Genomic DNA, 26,874 nt, shown 5'->3' with positions numbered 1-26,874 from the left:
CCAAATCCACACACCTCACTTTACCTTAAAAAGTAATAGTATTCAGTATGAAAGTAAAACACAGTTTTTAAACATCTATTTTAAAAATAGAAATAATACTTGCAATTCTGCTAGATTCATCTATACTTTTTCTAGCAAATCCGAAAACTGGTAATTGTAGAACGGGTTGCTTTTTTAAATGAACAGATCGTCATCGGAGCTCTAGATATCAGTCACCGGGACGGCACATAGAAAGGGAGCGAAATAAATGAGCATTTGGTTCACAGAGAAACAAACTGAGAATTTTGGGATTACGATGAAAGTAAATCGGACCCTTCACACGGAGCAAACAGAATTTCAAAAGTTGGATATGATAGAAACAGAAGAATGGGGAAATATGCTTCTTCTTGATGATATGGTAATGACTTCAACACGTGATGAGTTTGTCTATCACGAAATGGTGGCCCATGTGCCGTTATTTACGCATCCAAATCCTGAAAATGTATTGGTTGTTGGAGGCGGAGATGGCGGAGTAATCCGTGAAATCCTTAAGCACCCAAGTGTGAAAAAAGCGACACTTGTAGACATTGATGGAAAAGTAATCGAATACTCTAAGAAATTTTTGCCGGAAATCGCTGGAAAACTAGATGATCCACGTGTGGATGTTCAAGTAGGCGACGGCTTTATGCATATTGCAAAAAGTGAAAATGAATATGATGTCATTATGGTGGATTCAACAGAACCAGTCGGCCCAGCGGTCAATCTATTTACTAAAGGCTTTTACGCAGGAATTTCGAAAGCACTGAAGGAAGATGGAATCTTTGTCGCACAATCAGACAATCCATGGTTTAAAGCAGACTTGATCCGTGACGTTCAACGTGATGTAAAAGAAATTTTCCCAATCACAAGTCTATATCTAGCCAATATCCCAACATACCCAAGTGGACTATGGGCATTTACAATCGGCTCAAAAAAATACAACCCGCTGGAAATCAGTGAAGACCGTTTCCATGAAATCGACACAAAATACTACACAAAAGAATTACACAAAGCAGCATTTGTCCTGCCAAAATTCGTACAAGATTTAATTAAATAAGAAAAGCGGATTCGCCTTGACCAGCTCACGAAGGTGAGACAAAAAAGGTGAAAGCCTTATGAAAAGCGGAAACGCGTTGAAAGGGAGAGGCGCTCTCCCTTTTTCTATGAACAGAAAAGGAGGAATTGCATTGCATTTTGATCCAGCTTATTCAGGCAATGTTTTCATTAAGAGTCACCCTAATTACGAGGAAAGTGAAGCTGTAATTTACGGTATGCCGATGGATTGGACGGTCAGCTTCCGTCCAGGCTCTCGTTTTGGTCCAACTCGTATTCGGGAAGTGTCAATCGGCCTTGAGGAATACAGCCTTTATTTAGACAAAGAGTTAGAAGAAGTGAAATATTTTGATGCTGGCGATATTCCATTGCCATTTGGCAATCCAGAGCGCAGTGTGGTCATGATTGAAGAATTCGTCGATAGCGTACTGGCAGATGATAAATTTCCGCTGGGAATTGGCGGGGAGCATCTTGTGACATGGCCGGTAATTAAAGCGATGCACAAAAAATACCCGGACTTAGCAATTATTCACATGGATGCTCATACGGATTTGCGTGAGGATTATGAAGGCGAGCCGCTGTCACATGCGACGGTTATCCGGAAAGCAGCCGAATTAATTGGTCCAAAAAATGTGTATTCATTTGGAATTCGCTCTGGACTCAAAGAGGAATTTAAGTGGGCAAAGGAAAACGGCATGCAAATTTCACCGTTTGAAGTTCTAGAGCCATTGAAAAAAGCACTGCCGGAATTGGCAGGACGCCCGGTATATGTGACGATTGACATTGATGTCCTTGATCCTGCACATGCGCCAGGAACAGGCACGGTAGACTGCGGAGGCATTACCGCTAAAGAATTACTTGCCTCTATTCACGCAATATCACATGCGAAACTAAATGTGGTTGGCTGTGACTTGGTGGAAGTAGCACCAATCTATGACCCTTCAGAACAAACAGCGAATACAGCAAGCAAGTTGATCCGCGAAATGATTCTTGGCTGGGTTCAAAACCGTAAATAACAACGAAAGGCTGCTGAAAAGGCAGCCTTTTTTGTTGTCTGGGCAAAGTGTCAGAACTTGGGCCTCGCCATGACGGATTAAGCTACCTGTTCAAGCCAAAAGAGTAGTTTTGATCTTTGGGCTGAATCAACTGGGGAAAGGGCAGAATGTTTACACGTTTGGGCCGAATAAATGGTTGAAAGGGCCGAATAAAAAGCAGAATGGGCCGAATCATCTTCAAAATGGCGAAAATTAGGCCTCGCCATGAAGGATTAAACGACCTTTTCAAGCCAAAAGAGTAGAAGATACACTTTTTTGAAAAGAAAAAGAGTAGTTTTGCCTTGAGAAAGGCAGTTTTGATCTTTGGGCCGAATCATCTCCCATATGGCGGAAATTAGGCTTGGCCATGAAGGATCAAACGATTTTTTCAAGCCAAAAGAGTAGAAGATACACTTTTTTGAAAAGAAAAAGAGTAGTTTCAACTTGGAAAAAGGCAGTTTTGATCTTAGTGCCGAATCAGCCGCTAAAAGTGGAACTACAGCTTTCCCAAGGTGGATAACAGCCCAACCCAGGTTGCTCCAAACACCTTTTCAAGTAAAAATAGTATTTGTTAAAAGTTTTGTTTTATAAGGTATGGATAAAAAGTAATTCGTGAAAAATGGTAGAAATTCGAGTTCAAGTTGAAACTTGTCTCGAGAAAATTTATACTTATAAGGTTATTAGAGAAAATGAAGGATGTGTGACGTTTGTCTCTTCATGAAAATAAACAACAAAAGATAAAAGTTGTTCTTCAAACGAAGATTACGCACGAAGGTGTAACGGAGAACTTTGAGGTGAAGACTTCTGGTTTGAAGTTTAGGAAAGGCTCTGCTCTTTATTTTCAGTATGCTGAAAAGACAGAAGCAGGGGATACACAAACAACAATTAAGTATAAAGAGTATGAAACGCTTTTATTAAGAAATGGCGCAGTTAAAATGAGGCAGCTTTTTCGCCCATCGGAAATTACGAACGGGCATTATGAAAGTATATATGGAACTTTACCTATGCGTACTCATACAGAGTCGATTGAGCATCTGTGGAACGAGAATACCAATGAAGGGGTTTTGCGACTTCGGTATACACTTGATGTACAGGGCGGAGAACCGGGGCAATATGAATTGAAATTGAACTATAAGGAGGAAGCGTAAGAGATGAATATTGTTGAACAAGTGCAAGAAAAGTTAAAACAAGAAATCAAAGATGCAGCAGTTAAAGCTGGATTAGCAACAGAAGAACAAATACCGTCAGTAGTTTTAGAGCTTCCTAAAGAAAAATCACACGGGGATTACTCTACGAATATGGCTATGCAGTTAGCAAGAGTGGCTAAAAAGGCACCTCGTGCTATTGCGGAAGCTATTATTGAGAACTTTGACCGTTCGAAGGCATCTATTGAAAAAATTGAAATTGCTGGTCCTGGTTTCATTAACTTTTATATGGACAATGCGTATTTAACAGAATTAATTCCAGTCATCCTAGACGCTAAAGAAGCATATGGTGAAAGTGATTTTGGTAAGAATGAAAAAATCCAAGTTGAGTTTGTATCAGCTAATCCTACTGGCGACTTGCATTTAGGTCATGCTCGTGGAGCGGCAGTAGGGGATACATTATGTAATGTCCTTGCAAAAGCAGGATATGATGTATCACGCGAATACTACATTAATGATGCTGGAAATCAAATTAATAATTTAGCTCGTTCTATTGAGGCCCGTTATTTCCAAGCACTTGGAATGGTTAAGCCTATGCCTGAAGATGGGTATCATGGAGCTGATATTATTGGGATCGGTAAACAGCTAGCTGAAGATTATGGCGATAAATATGCAACGGTTGCTGAAGATGTACGTTTTGGCTTTTTCCGTGAATACGGCCTGAAATACGAAATGGCGAAATTAAAAGAAGATCTTGAGAATTTCCGCGTTCGTTTTGATGTTTGGTATTCGGAAACTTCGCTTTATAAAGACGGGAAAATTGAAGAAGCTCTTTCTGAATTGAAAGAAAGAGGTCATATTTTCGAAGAAGATGGCGCAACTTGGTTCCGTTCATCAGCGCTTGGAGACGATAAGGACCGCGTTCTGATTAAACAAGATGGTTCGTTTACGTATCTATTACCGGATATTGCTTATCATCGTAATAAATTAGAACGTGGATTTGAAACGCTGATCAATGTTTGGGGTGCTGACCATCATGGCTATATCCCTCGTATGAAAGCAGCAATCCAAGCACTTGGCTTTAATAAAGAACAGCTGGAAGTAGAGATCATCCAACTAGTTCATTTATTCAAAGACGGCGAGAAAATGAAAATGAGTAAACGTACAGGAAAAGCTGTAACGATGCGCGATCTTATTGATGAGGTTGGATTAGATGCAACGCGTTACTTCTTTGCAATGAGAAGTGCTGATACGCATTTAGACTTTGATTTAGATCTTGCAGTCTCTCAATCGAATGATAATCCAGTCTATTACGCACAATACGCTCATGCTCGGATTTGCAGTATTTTACGTCAAGGCGAAGAATCGCAGATTAAGTATGATGAAAATGTAGATTTCAGCCTGATTTCGAGTGAAAAAGAAATTGAGCTATTGAAGAAGCTTGGCGAATTCCCGCAGATTATTGCGGATGCAGCAGACAAACGGATGCCGCATCGTATGACGAATTATATTTATGAATTAGCCTCTACTTTCCATAGCTTCTATAATGCGGATAAAGTGTTGGACAAAGAACAGCCAGAACGCAGCAAGGCTCGCCTTGCACTGGTTAAAACGGTTCAAATCACGATGAAAAATGCATTAGCTTTAATCGGAGTTTCTGCTCCAGAACAAATGTCCCGCAACTAGAAGGTTACCAAAGAGCCATTCTGCTTTCACAGCAGAATGGCTTTTTGACTATTTCCAGGCCACCATACCTCCGCTGATACGTTTGACACCTCGAATTTTTGAGATGTCTTCAATGAGATTTAGCATAGCAAGATCCTTTGCTTTTGCTTCAATCATGAAGTCGACATCCTGGTTGATTTCTTTAAGTGCGAGCAAAAGGGGAGTAATAAAGGCTAAATCAACATAATCCGAGTGAGAACGGAATGCTTTTTCACTTTTTGGTGAAGAGATATGAATTTTAGGGGGTATTCCCGTTTGCTCCCAAGTAGCAAATATAGCTGGGAGCAGCTCGTGAAATAATTGTTTCCCTAAATTTGCCTGGTCATGATGGTAGTCAAAAACAAGGGGAATCCCTTCTTTTTGACAAATAGCTAGTGTTTCATTTGTCGTATAGGTTTTGTCATCATTTTCTAGAGTCATTTGCTGTTTAATCAGCTTTGGTAACGAGATAATATTTTCATAGAAGCGTTTTGTTGCGGCATCCTTATCCCCATATGCACCCCCCACATGAATGTTGATTCGAGCATTTGAGAGAACACCCATTGCTTCAAGCATCTGATAATGATAATTCATATCTTTGACAGAATTTTCTGTTATTGATGGTTTGCTGCTTGTAAATAGTGTAAACTGATTAGGATGGAAGCTGACTCTCATCTGATGGTTGTTAATCCAATCCCCAAGTTCCTTCCACTCGCTTTTAAATGGCGTAATAAAGTCCCAATTGACTTCAGGATGCGTGGCAAGCGGAACGATGGAACTTGATAGACGGTAGAGTTGGATTTCATGGGCCGTGTTGTAATAAAGAATTCTCCGTGTATTGTCTAAATTCGTTTTCGTTATCTCTAGTAATCGACGGACGCGATCTTCTTTTGTCAGTTGGCCGTAACGCTTAAATGTCATGGTCCGTGAGGGAGAGGTCTCCCATAGGGAGAGGGCGGTTGAAACATACCCCATTCGAATGTTCATAGATGCTCCTTTCACCTAGAGAAAAGCCGATAGTGTATAGGCGATTTTTTCTTTTATTGACTCAAGTACTTTGATCTTTGCTAAAGAAGCTGCTGGTAAAGCCGTAGAATAGTCAATATCCTCTTGGATTTTTGCTTTAATTTCTTGAATACATTCTGGTTCATAAATGAGGCAGTTCATTTCGTAATTAAGAAATAAACTGCGCCTGTCAAAGTTGGCTGTCCCAATATCACAAACCGTATCATCAATGAGCACAATTTTGGAATGGTAGAACCCTCTCTGAAATTGAAAAACCTTTGCGCCTTCTTTAATAAGAATGCGAAAGTAGGGAAAAGAGGCCTCTTTAACAAATGCATGATCTGCTTTTTTAGGCACGATAATACTGACGTTGATATTACTTTTTATTGCTGATCTTAAAGTCTCAAAGAGAGCGGGACTCGGGATAAAATAGGGAGTGCCGATAATGATGCTTTTTTTAGCATGCTTAATTAGCGTAGTTAATGTCTCCTCAAGGCCGAATCCGGCAGTAGGAATAAATTGATGTCTGCTTTTTCCAATGCAAGTTAAGGGGAAATACACCTTGTTTGATAGTAAGTTAACCTTCGTTGCGGCTAACCAATCATGTAAAAATTCAAACTGCAGATCCTGAATACCCTCGCCTTGGAGTTTTAGATGATAGTCACGCCATGGGTGAAGGATAGGATCCATGTCGATGTATTCCTTTCCAATATTGAAGCCGCCAAGATAACCGATTCGTCCGTCGATAACGGTAATCTTTCGGTGATTTCGTTTTTGGAGAGAATAAAAGATAAAGGGGAGCTTTGGCTTGCAGCTATAGGCAAAATAGACGCCATTTTTCCGTAATTCCTTAATCCGTTTATATGGAATTCGAAACCCGCCCATCCAATCAACCATGAGCCGCACTTCTAACCCATTCTTCGCCTTACTTTGCAAAAGATTTAAGAAATCCTTACTAAATTGATCATATTTCACAATATAAAAAAGGACATGGATGTGTCTTTTAGCTTGTTTAATTTCTTTGAAAAAGTCCTCAAATAAGTCTTTTCCAGAAGTGAAAATATGAATATTACTATGGCGTTGAGGATGGCTGAAATTTTGTTTCCCTTTTACGTGGACGCGGCGTCCCCATGTAAAGTCTAAGAGCAACCATAATAAAAAAAGTATGACTAGTAGAACGCCTAGAATAATTCCTTTCAATACAGCCAGCTCCTTTAACTCATTCATCTGCCTAGTCTGCACAGAATTGCAGGATTGTACTCGATATTCTCAAATCAAAAAAAACAAATTTAGGAAGAAAAAAGTTGACTGAATGCTCATTCATTATATAATAAAAGTAATCAATATCAGAAAATGACAGATTTTCAAAATTAATTGAAATCATCTGACCTATTGTGAAGTCAGGAGGGGGCGGTACACATGAATGGATTACTATGGATTAATTTAGCCGCAACAATAATTGTAATCGCTTACGGAGTTGGCTTATTCACCTATTTATTGCGGACAAGAACGGCTTATGTAAAGCTCGGAAAAAAAGTAGAGTTTGATAAACGAGTGAAAGAACGACTTGGAAAGATCATGGTATTTGTATTTGGACAAAAAAAGCTATTTAAAGATAAAAAAAGCGGGATTATACACACCATGCTTTTTTACGGCTTTATTTTGGTTCAATTTGGCGCTGTTGATTTTATTATAAAAGGGATTAAACCGGGTGCCCATTTACCATTTGGTCCGCTTTACCCGGCTTTTACTTTCTTCCAGGAAATCATAACGCTCGTTGTTCTGATTGCTATTTTTGCGGCTTTCTACCGTCGCTATATTGAAAAGCTAGTTCGGTTAAAACGAGGCTTTAAAGCAGGACTTGTTGTTATTTTTATTACCTTAATCATGGTTACTGTCTTAACTGGTAATGGAATGGCCATGATCTGGCACGGACATGAGGCAGCTTGGTCAGAACCAGTCGCTTCAGGAATTGCTTTCCTTTTTAGCTGGATCGGGGAAACGGCTGCTATCGTTGTCTTTTATGTTGCATGGTGGCTGCATTTACTTACGATTTTGACGTTTATGGTCTATATCCCTCAAGGGAAGCATTTCCATCTTATTGCAGGTCCGTTGAATGTATTCATTAACCGTCTGGATAATCCGGGTAAATTGAAAGCAATCAACTTTGAAGAAGAGCCTGAAGATGAAAATGAAGAAGTGATTTATGGAGCTAAAACGATACAAGATTTTACCGAATATCAATTAGTAGATTTATATGCCTGTGTAGAGTGCGGAAGATGTACGAATATGTGTCCCGCTTCAGGAACAGGAAAAATGCTGTCACCGATGGATATCATCATTAAAATGAGAGATCATTTAACAAATACAGGTGCAGCGATTACGCAAAAACAGCCTTGGGTGCCGACGTTTGTCTTCGGTAATACAAAGGGGAATCAACTAGCACTTGCAGGCGGATCTGAGGGTGCGCAGGAATCAGCAGCAAGCATTGAGCCCTATCATGCAAGCCTGATCGGTGACGTAATTACAGAAGAAGAGCTGTGGGCTTGTACGACATGCCGCAACTGTGAAGACCAGTGTCCAGTTATGAATGAACACGTGGATAAGATAATTGATATGCGTAGATATTTGGTGCTGAATGAAGGGAAAATGAACCCGGATGCACAGCGTGCGATGACAAATATTGAGCGTCAAGGGAACCCGTGGGGCTTAAACCGCAAGGAAAGAGAAAATTGGAGAGAAATTCGCGATGATGTTCATGTTCCAACCGTAAAAGAAATGAATAAAGCGGGGGAAGAATATGAGTATTTATTCTGGGTAGGTTCAATGGGTTCATACGACAGCCGTTCTCAGAAGATTGCCCTTTCCTTTGCCAAACTGTTAAATGAAGCTGGTGTGAAATTTGCTATTTTAGGCAATAAAGAAAAGAATTCTGGAGATACACCGCGTCGTCTTGGTAATGAATTTGTTTTCCAGGATCTAGCTGTTAAGAATATCGAAGAGTTCGAGAAGAATGAAGTGAAAAAAATCGTTACGATTGATCCGCATGCGTACAATATCTTTAAGAATGAGTACCCTGATTTCGGTCTTAAAGCGGAAGTTTATCATCATACGGAACTACTGGCTGAGCTTGTTAGAGAAGGAAAGCTCGTGCCTAAACATCCCGTTAATGAGAAAATCACTTTCCATGATTCCTGTTATTTAGGCCGTTATAACGAAGTGTATGATCCACCACGTGATATCTTAAGAGCCATTCCAGGAGTCGAACTTGTTGAAATGGAACGAAACCGTGAAAAAGGAATGTGCTGTGGTGCCGGCGGCGGGTTGATGTGGATGGAAGAAGAAACAGGTCACCGTATTAACGTAGCTCGTACGGAACAAGCGTTAGAAGTTGAACCATCAATTATCAGTTCAGGCTGTCCATATTGCTTAACAATGATTTCTGATGGGACAAAGGCGAAAGAAGTTGAAGAAAGCGTCGGGACATATGACGTAGCTGAATTACTTGAGAAGTCTATCATGGGTGAACTAAAAACTCTAGTTTCATAATAAATGAACAGATACCTGCTTTGTCATTCTTCTTTTTTAGAAGGAAGCAGGTATTTTTTTAGAAATAATTAACTTATTATTTAATTTTTTCAATTAATTCGTGTAAACTATGATAAAAGCGCTTACATATATTTTTTGATTTCGTCTTGAGCGAGCGTTCAGTCGACGAAACAGAAAATTATAAGGGGGAATATTAGATGACGAAAACAGTAATAATCAGCGGTGTTCGGACACCATTTGGGAAATTTGGCGGGGGGTTAAGCACCCTTACAGCTTCACAGCTTGGCGGCATTGCCATTAAAGAGGCCTTACAAAGAGCGGGAGTAGAGGGAAGTCAGGTAGATGAGGTAATTATGGGGAATGTCCTTCAGGCAGGGCAGGGACAAATTCCATCTCGACAGGCATTGAGACATGCTGGTATCCCTTGGGAAATCAAAACAGAAACGATTAATAAAGTGTGTGCTTCTGGTCTGCGAAGTGTAACACTTGCTGATCAAATCATTCGAGCGGGTGATGAAGAAGTGATTGTAGCCGGTGGTATGGAGTCCATGAGCAATGCTCCGTATTTCCTTCCAAAGGCTAGATGGGGACTGCGAATGGGAGACGCTCCAATGAAAGATTTGATGCTCCATGATGGTTTAAGCTGCAGTTTTACAGGCGCGCATATGGGTACGTACGGAAACAGCACAGCAACAGAGCTGGAGTTATCTCGTGAAGAGCAAGATAATTGGGCATTTCAAAGTCATCAAAAAGCGATAAAAGCAATAGAAGAAGGGATTCTAGCTGAAGAGATTATTCCAGTAACAGTACCGGTTCGTAAAGGAGAGCCAGCCATAGTCGAACATGATGAAGCTCCGCGTAAGGACACTTCTATTGAGAAGCTAGCCAAATTAGGCCCAGCGTTCAATAACGAAGGAAGCATAACAGCTGGGAATGCACCTGGGGTTAATGATGGAGCAGGTGCAATGGTGTTAATGAGTGAGGAACGTGCGGTGAGGGAAGGAAAATCACCATTCGCATACATTGTTGGTCATGCGGAAGTAGCAACAGAAGCAAAGGATTTCCCAAAAACTCCGGGGCTTGTCATTAACGCGTTATTGAAAAAGACTGGAAAAACACTTGAGGAAATCGATTTATTCGAAGTAAATGAAGCCTTTGCAGCAGTTGCTTTGGCAAGCGGGAAGATAGCTGATATCAACCTTGAAAAAGTAAACGTGAATGGCGGAGCTGTAGCACTTGGTCATCCAATTGGAGCCAGCGGTGCCCGAATTATTATTACGTTAATGCATGAATTAAAGCGGCGCGGCGGGGGCTTAGGTATAGCAGCCATTTGCAGCGGCGGCGGTCAGGGCGATGCGATCTTAATCGAAGTACCAAAGTCATAACTTACTAGGGGGAGAACGACATGATTATAGATAAAGTATTAGTAATTGGTGCTGGTCAGATGGGATCAGGTATTGCACAAGTATGCGCGATGAGCGGATATGACGTAATTTTACATGATTTAAAGGATGAATTTGTACAAAAAGGCATCCAGAGCATCTCCAAAAACCTGAACCGCCAAGTAGAAAAAGGAAAGATATCAGACGAGGAAAAACAGAATATATTATCAAGGCTAACAGCTTCTACGGATATACAAAATGCTGCAGGTGTAGATTTAGTCATTGAAGCAGCCATTGAAAATATGGAGATAAAGTCCAAATTATTTACTCAGTTAGACGAAATTGCTCCAAAACATGCGATTCTTGCAACAAATACATCATCGCTGCCTATTACAGAAATTGCAGCTGCAACCAAGCGGCCAGAGCAGGTTATCGGTATGCATTTCATGAATCCGGTGCCAGTTATGAAATTAGTCGAGGTTATTCGTGGGCTAGCTACAGCGGATGAAGTATACGAAGCTATTGAGGATATGGCGAAAAAGTTATCAAAAGTACCGGTAGAGGTTAATGACTTTCCGGGGTTCGTGGCAAACCGAATCCTCATGCCTATGATAAATGAAGCTGTGTATACCTTGTATGAAGGGGTCGCAAGCAAGGAAGACATTGACAGCGTGATGAAGCTAGGAATGAACCATCCAATGGGGCCGCTGACATTAGCAGATTTTATCGGTTTGGATACGTGTCTATATATTATGGAAACGCTTCATGAAGGTTTTGGTGACGATAAATATCGGCCATGTCCATTATTACGTAAATATGTGAAAGCTGGCTGGCTGGGTAAAAAAACCGGCCGTGGTTTTTACGAATATAACTAACAAGAATCAGGGCAGGGGGTATCACTTTGAACTTACACTTTACAGATGAACAGCAAATGATGCGTAAAATGGTTCGTGAGTTTGCACGAGAAGAAATTGCTCCTTTTGTTGAGAATATGGAGAATGGAGAGTTTCCAAGACAACTCTTGAAAAAAATGGGTCAGCTAGGATTAATGGGCATTCCAGTACCGGCGGAATATGGCGGTGCCGAAATGGACTTCATTTCCTATATTATTGCGATTCATGAAATCTCTGTGGTTAGTCCAACCTTAGGAGTTATTCTTTCCGTACATACATCTGTCGGAACCAGCCCCATTGTCTATTTTGGCAATGACGAACAGAAACAAAAATATGTACCAAAGCTCGCAAGCGGGGAGTATTTAGGCGCATTTTGTCTGACTGAACCGAGTGCGGGTTCGGATGCTGGAAGTCTAAAATCAAAGGCAGTTAGAGATGGCGACTTTTACAAGATAAATGGGTCAAAGATGTTTATTACAAACGGCGGTGAAGCAGATGTGTACATTGTGTTTGCTTCTACGAACCCGGACGAGGGCAGCAGAGGAATTTCTGCTTTTATAGTTGAAAAAAATACGCCGGGATTAATCATTGGTAAAGATGAACACAAAATGGGCTTGTCTGGTTCACGCACGGTTCAGCTGACCTTTGAAAACATGATGGTACCAAAAGAGAATCTGCTTGGAAACGAAGGGGAAGGGTTCAAAATCGCCCTAGCGAATCTTGACGTCGGCAGAATCGGCATAGCGGCACAAGCACTTGGAATTGCTGAGGGGGCATTTAATCATGCCGTTTCATATGCAAAAGAACGAGTACAATTCGGCAAACCCATTGCCGCCCAGCAAGGTATCGGATTTAAACTGGCGGATATGGGCACAGCGGTTGAAGCATCAAGATTATTAGTCTATCAAGCAGCTGCCCTCCGCGCTAAAGACCTGCCATGCGGGAAGCAAGCTTCCATGGCCAAACTGTTTGCCTCGAAAACGGCAGTAGAGGTAACAAGTGAAGCCATCCAAGTCTACGGCGGCTACGGGTATACCAAGGATTATCCGGTCGAGCGCTATTTTCGGGATGCAAAGGTTACGGAGATTTATGAAGGTACCAGCGAAATTCAGCACATCGTTATTGCAAAACATCTAATCAGAGACGGGAGATAATCACTATGCAATTTAAATTAACAGAAGAGCACGAAATGATCAGAAAAATGGTACGGGATTTTGCCAAGAATGAAGTGGCTCCAACTGCTGCAGAACGAGATGAAGAAGAACGCTTTGATATGGATATATTCAAAAAAATGGCTGAGCTCGGTTTGACTGGGATACCTTGGCCAGAAGAATACGGCGGCATCGGCAGCGATTATTTAGCCTATTGTATTGCAATTGAAGAATTGTCCAAGGTCTGTGCATCAACAGGGGTTACTTTATCTGCACATACTTCACTTGCTGGATGGCCTATTTATAAATTTGGTTCAGAGGAACAAAAGCAAAAATACCTTCGACCAATGGCACAGGGGGAAACGATTGGTGCATATGGCTTGACCGAGCCGGGATCTGGTTCAGACTCAGGAGCGATGAGAACAACGGCTGTTGCAGACGGTGACGAGTATATTTTAAATGGAACGAAAATATTTATTACAAATGGTGGAATAGCGGATACATATGTTGTTTTTGCTTTGACGGATCCAGCATCAAGACAAAAAGGAACATCGGCCTTTATTGTAGAAAAGGATTTTGCAGGATTTAGTGTTGGAAAAAAAGAGAAGAAACTAGGGATTCGTTCGTCACCTACAACCGAATTAATCTTTGAAAATTGCCGTGTACCAAAGGAAAACTTATTAGGAAAAGAAGGAGAAGGATTCAAAATCGCCATGATGACACTAGACGGCGGGCGAAATGGAATAGCTGCCCAAGCGGTTGGTATCGCCCAAGGCGCATTAGATGCAGCGGTTGACTATGCCAAGGAACGTGAACAATTTGGAAAACCAATCGCGGCTCAGCAGGGAATTGGTTTTAAATTAGCTGAAATGGCAACGAGTGTAGAAGCTGCTAGACTTCTAACCTATCAAGCTGCATGGCTTGAATCAGAGGGTCTTCCATATGGAAAAGAATCTGCGATGTCAAAATTATTTGCTGGAGATGCAGCCATGAAGGTGACAACGGAAGCAGTGCAGGTTTTTGGCGGTTATGGATACACAAAGGATTATCCTGTTGAACGATATATGCGCGATGCAAAAATTACGCAGATCTATGAAGGAACTCAGGAAATCCAGAAGCTGGTCATTTCAAGAATGCTGACGAAATAACCTGGATGACCTGTTTCCGGCTGTTTATGCCGGAGCAGGCTCATATGTAAAAAGGCGGTAGAGTATGGAGAAAAGAGAAGTTCACGCATCCGTAAAGGATGAACAGCTTGTCTCGATGAGACGGACGCAAATGATTAAAGGAGCGGTAACGCTGTTTAAGGATAAAGGCTTCCACCGGACAACAACTAGGGAAATTGCTAAAGCAGCAGGATTCAGTATTGGAACACTTTATGAATACATCAGAACAAAAGAAGATGTTTTATATTTAGTTTGCGATTTTATTTATGATGAAGTAAAGGACCGGCTTCAAAAAGAAGTTAATCAAAATCGAGGAACCATTGAAAACTTACGGCTGACGATTGCCTACTTTTTTCAAGTGATGGACGACATGCAGGATGAGGTACTTGTAATGTATCAAGAAGCGAAGTCCCTCTCAAAAGATGCCTTGCCCTATGTACTAAATAAAGAAATAGAGATGGTTAAGATGTTTGAAGTAGTCATCTCACATTGTGTGGAAAACGGGGAGCTGCGCCTATCAGAGGAAGAAATCAGCCTTGTTGCTCATAATATTTTTGTTCAGGGTCAAATGTGGGGGTTCCGAAGATGGGCACTGCAGAGGGCGTATACACTTGAAGACTATATTGACATTCAAACGGAACTGTTAATTGGGGGATTGTACGTTCATAAATAGAATGACTTGTCTAAACAGATTTCAAATCGCATTTGCGAGGGATAAGGGGGAGCAAAATGAGTACAGTTGAGGTATATAAGCCAAAACATCATCTTCGCTTTGTAACAGCTTCAAGTTTGTTTGATGGACACGATGCTTCAATCAATATTATGCGGCGCATTATGCAATCAAGTGGTGTAGAGGTCATTCATCTCGGTCATAATCGTTCAGTGGAAGAAGTCGTCAATGCGGCCATTCAGGAAGATGTACAAGGAATTGCTATGTCCTCCTATCAAGGCGGTCATGTAGAGTATTTTAAATATATGTATGATTTGTTAAAGGAAAAAGGAGCCCCGCATATTCGAATCTATGCAGGCGGCGGCGGGGTCATTGTCCCACGAGAAATTAAGGAGCTTCATGACTACGGCATTGCTAGGATTTTCTCGCCGGAAGACGGAAGAGAAAATGGTCTGCAGGGGATGATTAACCTCATGCTTGAGGAAAGTGATTATTCGACGGAATGTTGGTCCCTTCAGAATCATATAGATGAGCTAAGAGCAGGAAATATGAAAACGATTGCTCAGTATATTACGTTTGCTGAAAACCGGCTCGAGCTCTCTGATGAGGCAGCGGCAGCAGCAGAAAGTCTTCTTGATCAAATTAAGACGTCAAATCAGCAGGTTCCGGTCGTTGGAATAACCGGTACGGGTGGAGCAGGGAAAAGCTCATTAACAGATGAATTAATTAGACGGTTTATTCATGAGATTCCAGAAAAAAAGGTTGCTGTTCTTTCTGTGGATCCTACTAAGCAAAAAACAGGCGGGGCACTGCTGGGCGATCGAATTCGGATGAACGCCATTTTTTCAAATCGGGTCTATATGCGCAGCTTGGCAACCCGCCATTCAAAAACCGAATTGTCTCTGGCAATTAGAGATGCTATTTCGGTCGTCAAAGCAGCTGGATTTGATTTAGTCATCGTGGAAACGAGCGGAATTGGTCAAGGTGATGCTGAAATTGCCGAAATCTGTGATGTCTCACTGTATGTGATGACTAGTGAATTTGGTGCGCCTTCACAGCTTGAAAAAATTGATATGATCGATTATGCCGATTTAATTGTGATAAATAAGTACGAACGAAAAGGCTCAGAAGATGCAAAGAATCAAGTTCAAAAACAGTTCCAGCGCAGCCGCATGCTTTTTGAAGAAAATCCATCCGGTATGCCTGTTTACGGAACGATTGCTTCTCAATTCAATGACCCAGGAACCAATGCGCTTTTTGCAGCATTGATCGAGAAAGTAAATGAAAAAATGGGAACCGATTGGGACTCTGCCTTTTCAAAAGACGTCGATGTTAAAAAGCAAAACATTATTATTCCAAATGATCGCCGCTATTACCTTAGAGAAATTTCTGACACGGTTAGACAATACCATAAAAAAGCTGAGGAACAAGTTTTTATTGCACGCAGAGTGTTTCAGCTGGAGGGAGCAATTGAGGCCGTCAAAGGGAATGAATCAGATGCTGCCGTTCTTACCGCGCTAGAAACCTTAAAGCAAGAAACGGAAGAAAAGCTCACTCAAGAATCAAAGCAGATTCTACATGGGTGGACACAGTTTAAAGAACGGTATGCGGGGAAACAATTCGTGACAAATGTCCGCGGGAAAGAGCTTATAACGGAATTAACCACCAAAAGTCTATCTGGGTTGTCTATTCCCAAGGTGGCTTTGCCAAGGTTTAAAGACTACGGTGAAATCTTAAGCTGGATATATCGTGAGAATGTTCCTGGTGCGTTTCCATTTACGGCTGGTGTTTTTCCATTCAAGCGTGAAGGAGAAGATCCATTACGTCAATTTGCTGGAGAAGGCTCCCCGAGCCGGACAAACCGCCGCTTCCATTACCTGTCTAAGAACGATAATGCCAAGCGCCTTAGTACAGCTTTTGATTCTGTGACATTATATGGGGAGGACCCGGATTACCGTCCCGATATTTACGGTAAAGTCGGTGAAAGCGGAGTGAGTATTTGTACGCTTGATGATATGAAGAAGCTTTATGAAGGCTTCAACCTGTGTCAACCTTCTACTTCCGTTTCGATGACCATCAACGGGCCGGCTCCTATTATTCTTGCTATGTTTATGAATACAGCTATTGATCAACAGGTTAGTCTTGCTGAAACTGAAAAGGGAAGAATTTTGACACCAGATGAATTTGCTGAGGTACGAAGCTATACACTGGAACATGTTAGAGGAACAGTCCAAGCGGATATTCTCAAGGAAGACCAAGGTCAAAATACCTGTATCTTTTCAACTGAATTTGCATTAAAAATGATGGGGGATATTCAAGCCTTTTTTATCGATAATCGTGTCCGTAATTACTACTCAGTTTCGATATCGGGCTACCATATTGCTGAAGCAGGTGCGAATCCTATTTCCCAGCTGGCGTTTACGCTTGCGAACGGCTTCACCTATGTTGAGTATTACTTAAGCCGTGGAATGAAGATCGATGATTTTGCATCGAATCTATCCTTTTTCTTCTCCAATGGGCTTGACCCAGAATATAGTGTCATTGGCCGAGTGGCTAGACGTATTTGGTCCACAGTCATGAGAAATAAATATGGGGCAAATGAAAGAAGTCAGAAATTGAAATATCATATCCAAACCTCTGGACGTTCATTACATGCTCAAGAAATTGATTTTAATGATATTCGGACGACATTACAAGCGCTGCTTGCCCTTCAGGATAATTGTAATTCGCTGCATACAAATGCCTATGATGAAGCAATCACCACACCAACTGAAGATTCTGTTAGACGTGCTATGGCCATACAAATGATTATTACTAAAGAATATGGTTTGTCTAAAAATGAAAATCCAACTCAAGGATCATTTATTATTGAAGAATTGACGGATTTAGTAGAAGAAATGGTACTTCAGGAATTCGATCGTCTAAATGATCGCGGCGGAGTACTTGGGGCCATGGAAACGCAATATCAGCGAGGAAAGATTCAAGATGAATCAATGCATTATGAAATGAAAAAGCATACCGGTGAACTGCCGATTATTGGTGTGAATACGTATCTGAATCCAAATCCGCCTTCTAGTGAAGCGATGGATCAAATGGAACTAGCTCGAGCTACTAAAGAAGAAAAAGAGGAACAGATTCAAAATTTACGAGAATTCCAGAAAAAAATGAACAGCAGGTGGACGAAGCCTTGCAAAGATTAAAAACGGCCGCGAAAAACGGGGATAATATCTTTGTTGAATTAATGGAATGTGTAAAAAGAGCAAGTCTTGGTCAAATCACTCATGCTTTATACGAAGTCGGCGGGCAATATCGCAGGAATATGTAAGAAGAAGGTCCATTTCGGACCTTTTTTTCGCATAAAAGCTATTTTGCCTTATAATAGTGAATAAAAGAGGCAATACTGATGGCGCCTGCCTCATTTGAAATGTTTGGAGATGGAAAGATGAATCTTTTAAAGAAAGCAGGAATTTTGGCAGGTTGTTTATTCTTTCTGTATCTTATAGTTAAACTCTATGAGTATTCGCTGGGGTCTATTAGCTTTTTTCTATTAGCCATCATTTTTTTTATTGCTGCTTATCGTTTGAATAAATAAAAACTGTGAGAATCTGATACTAGACTTACATAAAAAAGGAAGAATGCCAAAGATAGAGGTAGCATAAACCCAATTTTATTGTTTATAATGGATAGTATGTTTAATAAGGATTTTCTGTAGAGCAATAGACCCTAATATATTTACGTAAGGAACACAAGTTGTGTTTGAATAGAGAAAGGAAGTGCGGGGATTGAGTTTAAAACAATTACCTAAAGAGCAATTGGCAGAAATGTCGTTAATAGAAATTGCTTATGAACTATTAGTAGAGAAGAACGAGCCTTATGTATTTAAAGAACTGACAGCAGAAATTGGAGCTTTAGCAGGACATTCAAAACAGGAAGTTAAGAGAAGAATTGCACAATTCTACACAGATTTAAATGTAGATGGCCGCTTTACACCACTTGGCGAAAACCGTTGGGGCCTGAAAACTTGGTACCCAATTGATCAAATTGCTGAAGAAGTTGTTCATGCAGTTAAGCCTAAAAAGAAAAAGGCGAAAAAAGCAGCAGTTGTGGTTGATGACTTTGATGATGTTGATGAAGAGGAAGATGAAGACTTTATTGAATCAGATGACATTGATGATTTAGACGATGACGATGATGAAGTAGAGGAAGATCTGCTTGTTGATGAAGATCTAGTTGATGATGACGACGATGATGATGACGAAGAATTAGATATCGATGAAAAAATTATCGATGAAGATTTTGACTTAGATGATGAAGAAGACGAAGAAGAAATAGATGAAGAGGATAACGAGAAAGAATAATATCCCTCTTGACTTTTTTCTGAGGAATTTGTAGAATCATTTTTGGGCTCCTTAAAAAAGGACACAGTAAAAAATATACCGCTCCCTTACTTTTGTAGGTGGAGCGTTTTTGTTTTTTTATAGAAAAACAAAAAATAAAAACGCTGTTAAATGGTGCATTGATGAATGATTCATTCAAATATCATCATTTTTTTATTTTTAATGGAAAAACTACAAATGAATTTAATGGATTTGCTTAGGTACGTTGAGCAAAAAGAAAAAACAGTAGGGGGACACCAGCAAATGACAAAATATATATTTGTAACAGGCGGCGTTGTATCTTCTTTAGGAAAAGGGATTACAGCTGCTTCACTAGGAAGATTACTTAAAAATAGAGGGTTAAGTGTTTACGTTCAAAAATTTGATCCGTATATTAACCTTGACCCAGGAACTATGAGTCCCTATCAGCATGGTGAAGTGTTTGTAACGGATGATGGTGCAGAAACGGACCTGGATTTAGGGCATTATGAGCGTTTCATTGATATAAATTTAAGTAAGTACAGCAACGTAACAACAGGTAAAGTCTACTCTACTGTTTTAAGAAAAGAACGTAGAGGAGATTACCAAGGCGGAACGGTTCAAGTCATTCCACATATTACGAATGAAATTAAAGAACGGATTCTACGGGCTGGCCACGAAACGAATGCAGACGTAGTTATCACAGAAATCGGCGGTACAGTGGGTGATATCGAATCCCTGCCATTCTTAGAAGCAATTCGTCAAATTAAAGGTGATCTTGGACGTGACAATGTTATGTATATTCATTGTACACTTGTTCCATATATCAAAGCTGCGGGTGAGTTAAAAACAAAACCAACACAGCACAGTGTGAAAGAATTACGTAGTCTTGGTATTCAGCCAAACATTATTGTGGCTCGTACAGAAGTTCCAATTTCTCAAGATATGAAGGATAAAATTGCGTTATTCTGCGATATTGACGCTCAATCCGTTATCGAATGTGAAGATGCTGATACCCTTTACTCAATTCCTCTTGCTCTTCAAGCTCAACATATGGACCAAATCGTTTGCGATCACTTAAAACTAACATGCGGTGAAGCGGATATGGAAGATTGGAAGAAGCTTGTTGAAAAAGTAACAAATCTCAAAAAAGTAGTGAAAATCGGACTTGTTGGGAAGTATGTAGAGCTTCAAGATGCGTATATTTCAGTTGTAGAAGCATTAAAACATGCTGGATACACATTCGATGCAGATATTGATATTAAGTGGATCAACTCTGAAGAAGTAAATAAAGAAAATGTTGCTGAATGGTTGAGCGATGTTGACGGAATTCTAGTACCAGGAGGATTCGGTGACCGGGGGATTGAAGGGAAAATTTCAGCGATTGAATATGCTCGTGTAAATCAAAAGCCTTTCTTTGGCATTTGTTTGGGTATGCAGCTTGCTTCTGTTGAGTATGCACGTAACGTCTTAGGACTAGATAAAGCCCATACAGCGGAAATCGATATGGATACGCCAGATCCAATCATCGACCTTCTGCCAGAACAAAAAGATGTAGAAGACTTAGGCGGTACGCTTCGTCTTGGCTTGTACCCTTGTAAATTGGAAGAAGGATCGAAAGCTTATGAAGCATATGCGGATGAAGTGGTTTATGAGCGTCATCGCCACCGCTATGAATTTAATAATCATTACCGTCAAGCGATGGAAGAAGCAGGATTTGTCTTCTCTGGAACGAGCCCAGATGGCCGTTTAGTTGAAATTGTTGAGCTGAAGGATCATCCTTGGTTCGTAGCTTGTCAATTCCACCCAGAGTTCATCTCGCGTCCGAATCGTCCACAGCCGCTTTTCCGTGACTTTGTGGAAATGTCATTAAAATTGAAGAAATAAACGATAGAAGCTAATAAAAAAACAGCCTGACCATTTGGTTCAGGCTGTTTTTTTAAAATTCTTGAAGAATTTCTTCCAGGGTAAACTTAACTCCATAATAAGCAAATAAGGCAGTCATTAAATTGGGTATTCCCACGCGGTTTCCAGACTCGTCTGGAATTAATCCTTTTTTCAAGTTTAGATCAATATGTACATCTGCTAGTTCTACTAGTGTCGGTTCATCGGATGGAACGACAGTGGAAATAGCGGCAAAGGGAATATTCTGTTCCTGTAACGTTACAGCTAATTCGATTGCTTCTTTATCTGCCGATGTTCTCGTAATCAATAAAACCCGATCTTCTTGAGAGTAAGGCATATTTTTATAATCGAACGGAAATCCAGGAAAGGGTTCAGCCCCTTCAAATGCCTCTGAGAGGATGCCGTTCATTTCACCAAAGCCTTTGATGTAGATACTTCCATCACCTACTGAGGCTTGTGCCAGCAGCCGTGCGCTATCTTCAAAGCCAAAGGCTTCTTTATCCAATAATCTTGTGAATATCCCGCTCATCTGAGTAGAAAATATTTTTAACATGACTCATACTCCTTTTTCAATCATTATAAAATAAAGCTATTTTTATAGCCACTGAATAGATAATTACTAATTTAAATCTCACTTTTGCAGGGATTTTGAACCATTTTAGCGAATTTAGTAAACATGGTCTGTTTACTGTAAAACCGTATTATGATGCAGCAGAAGATCCTGTTCAATATAGGAAATATACGATAAATCCAAAGGATAAATGAGGTGTAGGAATGTCAGGGAAAATATTAATTGTTGATGATCAATTTGGGATTAGAATCTTGCTAAATGAAGTGTTTCATAAGGAAGGCTATCAAACCTTTCAGGCAGCAAATGGGATTCAAGCTTTAGAAATACTAACGAACCATTCTCCCGATTTAGTATTACTAGATATGAAAATCCCCGGAATGGATGGGAATGAAATCTTAAAACGAATGAAGCAGATTGATCCGGATATCAAGGTGATCATTATGACTGCCTATGGTGAATTAGATATGATTCAGCAGGCAAAAGACCTGGGCGCAATCACCCATTTTGCCAAACCATTTGATATCGATGATATTCGTTCAGCTGTCAGGAAATATGTTCCTGTTCAATCAAGCTGAAGAGGTAAGATAAAAGGACTTCACTCCTTCTGTAACAGGGCTGACACAAACGGAAGCCATCTTTTTTTGGGTAAATCATGAAAAAAATCAGCCGATTTACTTGTTTTTCCCGTTTTATCGTCAAATTTCAAAGGTGAATAGCGTCACTTTGGAAAGCGCTTTAAATATCTTAATAAAACTATTGGCTTTTTAAGTAGTGTATTAGTTGCTGTTTTAGGCTGATATTGATATGCTGAAACGGTAATAAGACACCCATATGGTGCATGTTTGTACGGACAATGGGTATATTATTTAGAGATAATCGTTGTAAGTAGTTTACGTAAAACCATTTACTATTAGGAGGAAACAAAAATGCCTTTAGTATCAATGAAAGATATGCTAAATAAAGCGCTTGATGAAAAGTATGCAGTAGGTCAATTTAACATTAATAACCTAGAGTGGACACAAGCTATTCTTGGAGCAGCAGAGCAAGAAAAATCTCCAGTAATCCTTGGTGTTTCTGAAGGTGCAGCTCGTCACATGGGTGGATTCAAAACAGTTGTTATGATGGTTAAAGGTCTTCTTGAAGATATGAAAATCACTGTTCCTGTTGCGATTCATTTAGACCATGGTTCTAGCTATGATAAATGTATCGAAGCAATTGAAGCTGGATTCACTTCAGTTATGATTGATGCTTCACATCATTCTATTGAAGAAAACATTGAAACAACTAAAAAAGTTGTTGACTATGCTCACACTAAAGACGTTTCTGTTGAAGCTGAAGTAGGAACTGTAGGCGGACAAGAAGATGACGTTATTGCGGATGGCGTAGTTTACGCTGATCCTAAAGAATGTGATTTACTAGTAAAAGAAACAGGCGTTGACTGTTTCGCTCCTGCTCTAGGATCTGTTCACGGACCTTACAAAGGTGAACCAAATCTTGGATACAAAGAAATGGAAGAAGTTCGTGATTTAACAAACGTTCCACTAGTACTTCACGGTGGTACTGGAATTCCAACTGCGGATATTCAAAAAGCTATTTCTTTAGGAACTTCAAAAATCAACGTAAATACAGAATGTCAACTTACCTTCACAGCAGCGGTTCGTGAAGTTCTTAAGAATGATTCTGAAGTATATGATCCACGTAAATACATTGGACCAGGACGTGACGCTATTAAAGCGACAGTTGTTGGGAAAATGAAAGAATTTGGTTCAACTGGTAAAGCTTAATTAGTACGAGAATGTAATAGAAAGAGACCTCTCCTCTACTGAACGATCGCATGAGTCATACGCGTGTTCAATAGAGAAAGGGGTCTCTTTCTTTTTCTGTTCACGAAACATAGAAAACTTAATTTCCATTAATTCCTGAAAGAATTGGAATTTTCATATCTTTTCCTATAAACTTAAGAAGATAACAGACATAATTACTAGAAATTGGAGGGTTTATCATGAAATTTTTTATTGATACTGCAAATATTGAAGAAATCCGTGAGGCACATGCACTTGGAATTCTTTCTGGAGTAACGACTAACCCATCTCTAGTTGCACGAGAGAAAGGTGTTTCTTTCCACGAACGTTTACAAGAAATCACAAGCCTGGTTAAAGATTCAGTCAGTGCGGAAGTGATTGCTCTTGATTTCGAAGGAATGATGGCAGAGGCAAAAGAACTCACTGCTATTGCACCGAATATCACCATAAAATTACCCATGACACCTGATGGTTTAAAAGCGGTTGCGGCACTCTCAAAAGATGGTGTGCAAACAAACGTTACACTGATTTTCAGTGCTAATCAAGCATTGCTGGCTGCACGTGCAGGAGCAAGCTATGTATCACCATTCCTAGGAAGATTAGATGATATAGGCCAAAATGGACTTGATCTTGTATCGGATATTGCCGATATTTTTGCTATACATGATATTCCAACGGAGATCATTGCGGCATCTATTCGTCATCCAATGCACATCACACAGGCTGCATTGAAAGGTGCTCACATCGCAACTGTTCCTTATAAAGTTATTATGTCGTTGTTTCATCATCCATTGACTGAAAAAGGCATAGAAGCCTTTATAAAAGATTGGAATTCTCGTCCAGAAGCGTAAGCCTCTTCAGCTAAGTCTGTTGTGGTTAACATAATCGATGAATTCCTAAAGAAGAATTTCTCTTTTATTACATTAATTTCCGATTTTAGGTGTAAACTATAAAAATAAAACAAAAAAATGTCGATAAAGTCTTATTTTTATAAAACTAATCGATGGTAACTTCTTCAGTGCTTAGTGTAGAAGGGAGCATAATATGGAAAAACTTAAAGTTGCCGGGGGCTATCCTTTAAAAGGCAGCATTCGTGTCAGCGGTGCTAAGAACAGTGCGGTTGCACTAATCCCTGCTACTATTTTGGCAGGTTCAACTGTAACAATAGAAGGGCTTCCAGATATTTCGGATGTCCAAATGCTAAAGTCTTTATTAGAAGAGATCGGCGGCAAAGTTGATTTTTCTGATGGAGAAATGACCGTTGATCCAAGTCAAATGATCTCAATGCCGCTGCCAAATGGACGAGTCAAAAAGCTTCGAGCATCCTATTATTTAATGGGGGCTATGCTTGGAAAATTCAAGAAAGCTGTAATTGGCCTTCCGGGCGGCTGTCATTTGGGTCCGCGTCCAATTGATCAGCATATTAAAGGCTTTGAAGCACTTGGTGCACAAGTAACCAATGAACAGGGTGCCATTTATTTAAGGGCGAACGAGCTTAGAGGTGCGCGTATTTACTTAGATGTTGTAAGTGTAGGAGCAACGATTAATATTATGCTTGCAGCGGTTCTAGCTAAAGGTAAAACAATCATAGAAAACGCAGCGAAAGAACCCGAAATTATTGACGTGGCAACACTTTTAAATAATATGGGTGCAAAGATAAAGGGTGCAGGTACGGATATTATCCGCATAGAAGGTGTCGAAAATCTGAGTGGATGCCGTCATACGATTATTCCTGACCGGATCGAGGCTGGAACCTTTATGATTCTAGCAGCGGCTGTAGGAGACGGTATTATTATTGATAATGTTATCCCACAGCATGTTGAATCAGTCACATCAAAACTTAGAGAAATGGGCGTGTCGGTAGAAGCTGGCGATGATCAAATATTTGTAGCGCCAAGTCCTTACTATAAGTCAGTTGATATCAAGACACTTGTCTATCCAGGTTTTCCGACTGATTTACAACAGCCTTTTACCTCGCTGCTTACAAAAGCAACTGGATCAAGTGTGGTTACAGATACCATTTACGGGGCGCGTTTTAAGCATATAGATGAACTAATTCGTATGAATGCTTCTATTAAGGTTGGAGGCAGTTCAGCGATTATTCATGGACCTGTCCAAATGCAAGGAGCTAAAGTAAAGGCAAGTGACTTGCGTGCAGGTGCTTCACTTGTGATTGCAGGCTTAATGGCTGAAGGAATTACGGAAATCACTGGACTTGAACACATTGACCGCGGGTATAGTCATCTGGTTGAAAAGCTTTCAGGTCTAGGTGCCACCATTTGGCGTGAAGAAATGACGCCCGAAGAGGTTGAACAATTGAAAAATTAATGTCTATTTAACCGTCAATTTTTGTTATATATGTCACTATAAACACTAAATGTGTTATACTATTTATAATATAAAGAGTATAAATAGAGAGAATAGTGATATAGCAAAAATGAGCCTTATATGGTCAGCCAATGAGGGGGAAGCGGTTAATGGAAAGAAGTTTATCAATGGAGCTGGTTCGGGTTACCGAAGGTGCTGCGTTAGCTTCAGCACGTTGGATGGGCAGAGGATTAAAAATGGAAGCCGATGATGCGGCTACTTCTGCAATGCGTGATGTTTTTGATACCGTTCCGATGAAAGGAACTGTAGTCATCGGTGAAGGGGAAATGGACGAAGCCCCTATGCTGTATATTGGAGAAAAGCTTGGGACAGGCTATGGTCCCCGCGTTGATGTTGCGGTAGATCCGTTAGAAGGTACGAATATTGTAGCATCAGGAGGATGGAACGCGCTGGCTGTATTAGCTGTCGCTGATCATGGAAATCTTCTGCATGCACCTGATATGTATATGGATAAGATTGCAGTTGGACCAGAAGCGGTTGGTCAAGTCGACATCAATGCGTCGTATTAGATAATCTTAAAGCAGTTGCTAAGGCTAAGAACAAGAATATTGAAGATGTAGTGGCCACCATTCTGTACCGTGACCGCCATAGCAAAATCATTCAGGAACTTCGTGATGCAGGTGCTCGGATTAAACTAATCAATGATGGTGATGTTGCTGGGGCAATCAATACGGCCTTTGACCAAACAGGTGTAGATATTCTCTTTGGATCAGGTGGTGCTCCTGAGGGAGTGATTGCTGCTGTAGCATTAAAATGCTTAGGTGGGGAGATACAAGGAAAACTGCTTCCCCAAAATGAAGCTGAAGCAGAGCGTTGCTTAAAAATGGGGCTTGATGTAACCAGTATCTTACGTATGGAAGATCTTGTCCGAGGCGATGATGCGATCTTTGCTGCAACAGGTGTAACAGATGGAGAGTTATTACGCGGTGTTCAATTCAAGGGCAACTATGGTGAAACGCAATCCGTTGTTATGCGAGCTAAATCAGGCACGGTACGCTTTATTGACGGAAGACACAGCTTGAAAATGAAACCTAATTTAGTCATGCGGTAATCGATCTATCCTCATAAAAGAATAGAAAGAAC

General features: G+C 40.5%; 22 protein-coding genes and 1 pseudogene. 20 read left to right on the top strand and 3 right to left on the bottom strand.

The features are described from left to right. The first annotated feature begins 247 nt into the window (after window positions 1–247). The 4 genes from speE (at window position 248) to argS (ending at window position 4,936) form a co-directional block, all read left to right on the top strand. Window positions 248–1,075, top strand: a complete 828-nt coding sequence (speE, locus tag WYK_RS12165; RefSeq protein ID WP_040374760.1) for a spermidine synthase — start codon at window positions 248–250, stop codon at window positions 1,073–1,075. 130 nt (window positions 1,076–1,205) lie between these two features. Next, entirely contained in the window at window positions 1,206–2,087 is an 882-nt protein-coding gene (gene speB, locus WYK_RS12160) for an agmatinase (protein WP_040374763.1), read from the top strand. Between the two features lie 725 nt (window positions 2,088–2,812). Further along, window positions 2,813–3,253, top strand: a complete 441-nt coding sequence (locus WYK_RS12155; protein WP_040374759.1) for a YwiB family protein — start codon at window positions 2,813–2,815, stop codon at window positions 3,251–3,253. 3 nt (window positions 3,254–3,256) lie between these two features. Next, on the top strand, window positions 3,257–4,936 hold the full coding sequence (gene argS, locus WYK_RS12150; RefSeq protein WP_040374758.1) for an arginine--tRNA ligase: 1,680 nt from the start codon (window positions 3,257–3,259) through the stop codon (window positions 4,934–4,936). 48 nt (window positions 4,937–4,984) lie between these two features. Here argS and uvsE read toward each other — a convergent pair whose 3' ends face one another. Both uvsE and cls read right to left on the bottom strand, forming a co-directional pair. Beyond that, window positions 4,985–5,941, bottom strand: coding sequence for a UV DNA damage repair endonuclease UvsE (gene uvsE, locus WYK_RS12145; protein ID WP_040374757.1), 957 nt, complete (start codon window positions 5,939–5,941; stop codon window positions 4,985–4,987). A 15-nt stretch (window positions 5,942–5,956) separates the two neighbouring features. Then, window positions 5,957–7,186, bottom strand: coding sequence for a cardiolipin synthase (gene cls / locus WYK_RS12140; protein ID WP_051387465.1), 1,230 nt, complete (start codon window positions 7,184–7,186; stop codon window positions 5,957–5,959). A gap of 192 nt (window positions 7,187–7,378) precedes the next feature. Here cls and WYK_RS12135 point away from each other — a divergent pair, with 192 nt between their 5' ends. The 11 genes from WYK_RS12135 to WYK_RS12090 all read left to right on the top strand — a co-directional run bounded on the left by WYK_RS12135 (window position 7,379) and on the right by WYK_RS12090 (window position 21,012). Further along, on the top strand, window positions 7,379–9,508 hold the full coding sequence (locus WYK_RS12135; RefSeq protein WP_040374756.1) for a (Fe-S)-binding protein: 2,130 nt from the start codon (window positions 7,379–7,381) through the stop codon (window positions 9,506–9,508). Window positions 9,509–9,705: 197 nt separating this feature from the next. Continuing rightward, complete coding sequence (locus WYK_RS12130; protein ID WP_040374755.1) at window positions 9,706–10,893, top strand: acetyl-CoA C-acetyltransferase; 1,188 nt, start codon at window positions 9,706–9,708, stop codon at window positions 10,891–10,893. 20 nt (window positions 10,894–10,913) lie between these two features. Next, window positions 10,914–11,765, top strand: a complete 852-nt coding sequence (locus tag WYK_RS12125) for a 3-hydroxybutyryl-CoA dehydrogenase (protein WP_040374754.1) — start codon at window positions 10,914–10,916, stop codon at window positions 11,763–11,765. Window positions 11,766–11,791: 26 nt separating this feature from the next. Next, window positions 11,792–12,937, top strand: coding sequence for an acyl-CoA dehydrogenase (locus tag WYK_RS12120; protein ID WP_040374753.1), 1,146 nt, complete (start codon window positions 11,792–11,794; stop codon window positions 12,935–12,937). A gap of 5 nt (window positions 12,938–12,942) precedes the next feature. Continuing rightward, complete coding sequence (locus tag WYK_RS12115) at window positions 12,943–14,082, top strand: acyl-CoA dehydrogenase (RefSeq protein ID WP_040374752.1); 1,140 nt, start codon at window positions 12,943–12,945, stop codon at window positions 14,080–14,082. A 64-nt stretch (window positions 14,083–14,146) separates the two neighbouring features. Next, window positions 14,147–14,773 carry a TetR/AcrR family transcriptional regulator gene (locus WYK_RS12110; RefSeq protein WP_040374751.1) on the top strand — a complete coding sequence of 209 codons (627 nt, stop codon included), beginning with the start codon at window positions 14,147–14,149 and terminating at the stop codon, window positions 14,771–14,773. Between the two features lie 56 nt (window positions 14,774–14,829). Next, complete coding sequence (gene icmF, locus WYK_RS12105; protein ID WP_412769701.1) at window positions 14,830–17,970, top strand: fused isobutyryl-CoA mutase/GTPase IcmF; 3,141 nt, start codon at window positions 14,830–14,832, stop codon at window positions 17,968–17,970. Beyond that, on the top strand, window positions 17,958–18,095 hold the full coding sequence (locus tag WYK_RS26330; RefSeq protein WP_412769700.1) for a hypothetical protein: 138 nt from the start codon (window positions 17,958–17,960) through the stop codon (window positions 18,093–18,095). Before icmF ends, WYK_RS26330 begins: the two co-directional genes overlap by 13 nt. Before the next feature lie 78 nt (window positions 18,096–18,173). Then, window positions 18,174–18,362 (top strand): hypothetical protein, encoded by a 189-nt coding sequence (locus tag WYK_RS12100; RefSeq protein WP_040374750.1) that lies wholly within the window; start codon window positions 18,174–18,176, stop codon window positions 18,360–18,362. Window positions 18,363–18,543: 181 nt separating this feature from the next. Continuing rightward, the gene (rpoE, locus tag WYK_RS12095; protein WP_328286282.1) at window positions 18,544–19,128 is read left to right on the top strand and encodes a DNA-directed RNA polymerase subunit delta; all 585 of its coding nucleotides are present in this window, start codon (window positions 18,544–18,546) and stop codon (window positions 19,126–19,128) included. A 282-nt stretch (window positions 19,129–19,410) separates the two neighbouring features. Next, entirely contained in the window at window positions 19,411–21,012 is a 1,602-nt protein-coding gene (locus WYK_RS12090) for a CTP synthase (protein ID WP_040374761.1), read from the top strand. A gap of 52 nt (window positions 21,013–21,064) precedes the next feature. On the opposite strand, the gene WYK_RS12085 is transcribed toward WYK_RS12090, so the two are convergent. Continuing rightward, window positions 21,065–21,583: a DUF2529 domain-containing protein gene (locus WYK_RS12085; protein ID WP_040374748.1), complete on the bottom strand. Its 519-nt coding sequence runs from the start codon at window positions 21,581–21,583 to the stop codon at window positions 21,065–21,067. Between the two features lie 221 nt (window positions 21,584–21,804). On the opposite strand from WYK_RS12085, the gene WYK_RS12080 reads away from it, so the two are divergent. The 5 genes and pseudogenes from WYK_RS12080 (at window position 21,805) to glpX (ending at window position 26,842) form a co-directional block, all read left to right on the top strand. Then, window positions 21,805–22,176 carry a response regulator gene (locus tag WYK_RS12080; protein ID WP_040374747.1) on the top strand — a complete coding sequence of 124 codons (372 nt, stop codon included), beginning with the start codon at window positions 21,805–21,807 and terminating at the stop codon, window positions 22,174–22,176. Between the two features lie 351 nt (window positions 22,177–22,527). Beyond that, window positions 22,528–23,385, top strand: a complete 858-nt coding sequence (locus WYK_RS12075) for a class II fructose-bisphosphate aldolase (protein ID WP_040374746.1) — start codon at window positions 22,528–22,530, stop codon at window positions 23,383–23,385. 218 nt (window positions 23,386–23,603) lie between these two features. After that, the gene (fsa, locus tag WYK_RS12070; RefSeq protein WP_040374745.1) at window positions 23,604–24,254 is read left to right on the top strand and encodes a fructose-6-phosphate aldolase; all 651 of its coding nucleotides are present in this window, start codon (window positions 23,604–23,606) and stop codon (window positions 24,252–24,254) included. 193 nt (window positions 24,255–24,447) lie between these two features. After that, the gene (locus WYK_RS12065; RefSeq protein WP_040374744.1) at window positions 24,448–25,731 is read left to right on the top strand and encodes a UDP-N-acetylglucosamine 1-carboxyvinyltransferase; all 1,284 of its coding nucleotides are present in this window, start codon (window positions 24,448–24,450) and stop codon (window positions 25,729–25,731) included. A gap of 149 nt (window positions 25,732–25,880) precedes the next feature. Further along, window positions 25,881–26,842 (top strand): annotated as a pseudogene (gene glpX / locus WYK_RS12060) (class II fructose-bisphosphatase). Window positions 26,843–26,874: the final 32 nt, after the last annotated feature.

It is taken from the genome of Peribacillus psychrosaccharolyticus ATCC 23296 (assembly GCF_000305495.1).
In the GTDB taxonomy this organism is placed as follows: domain Bacteria; phylum Bacillota; class Bacilli; order Bacillales; family DSM-1321; genus Peribacillus; species Peribacillus psychrosaccharolyticus.
The sequence above is the reverse complement of the archived record's forward strand: the minus strand, read 5'-3'. Positions and strand labels throughout refer to the sequence as shown.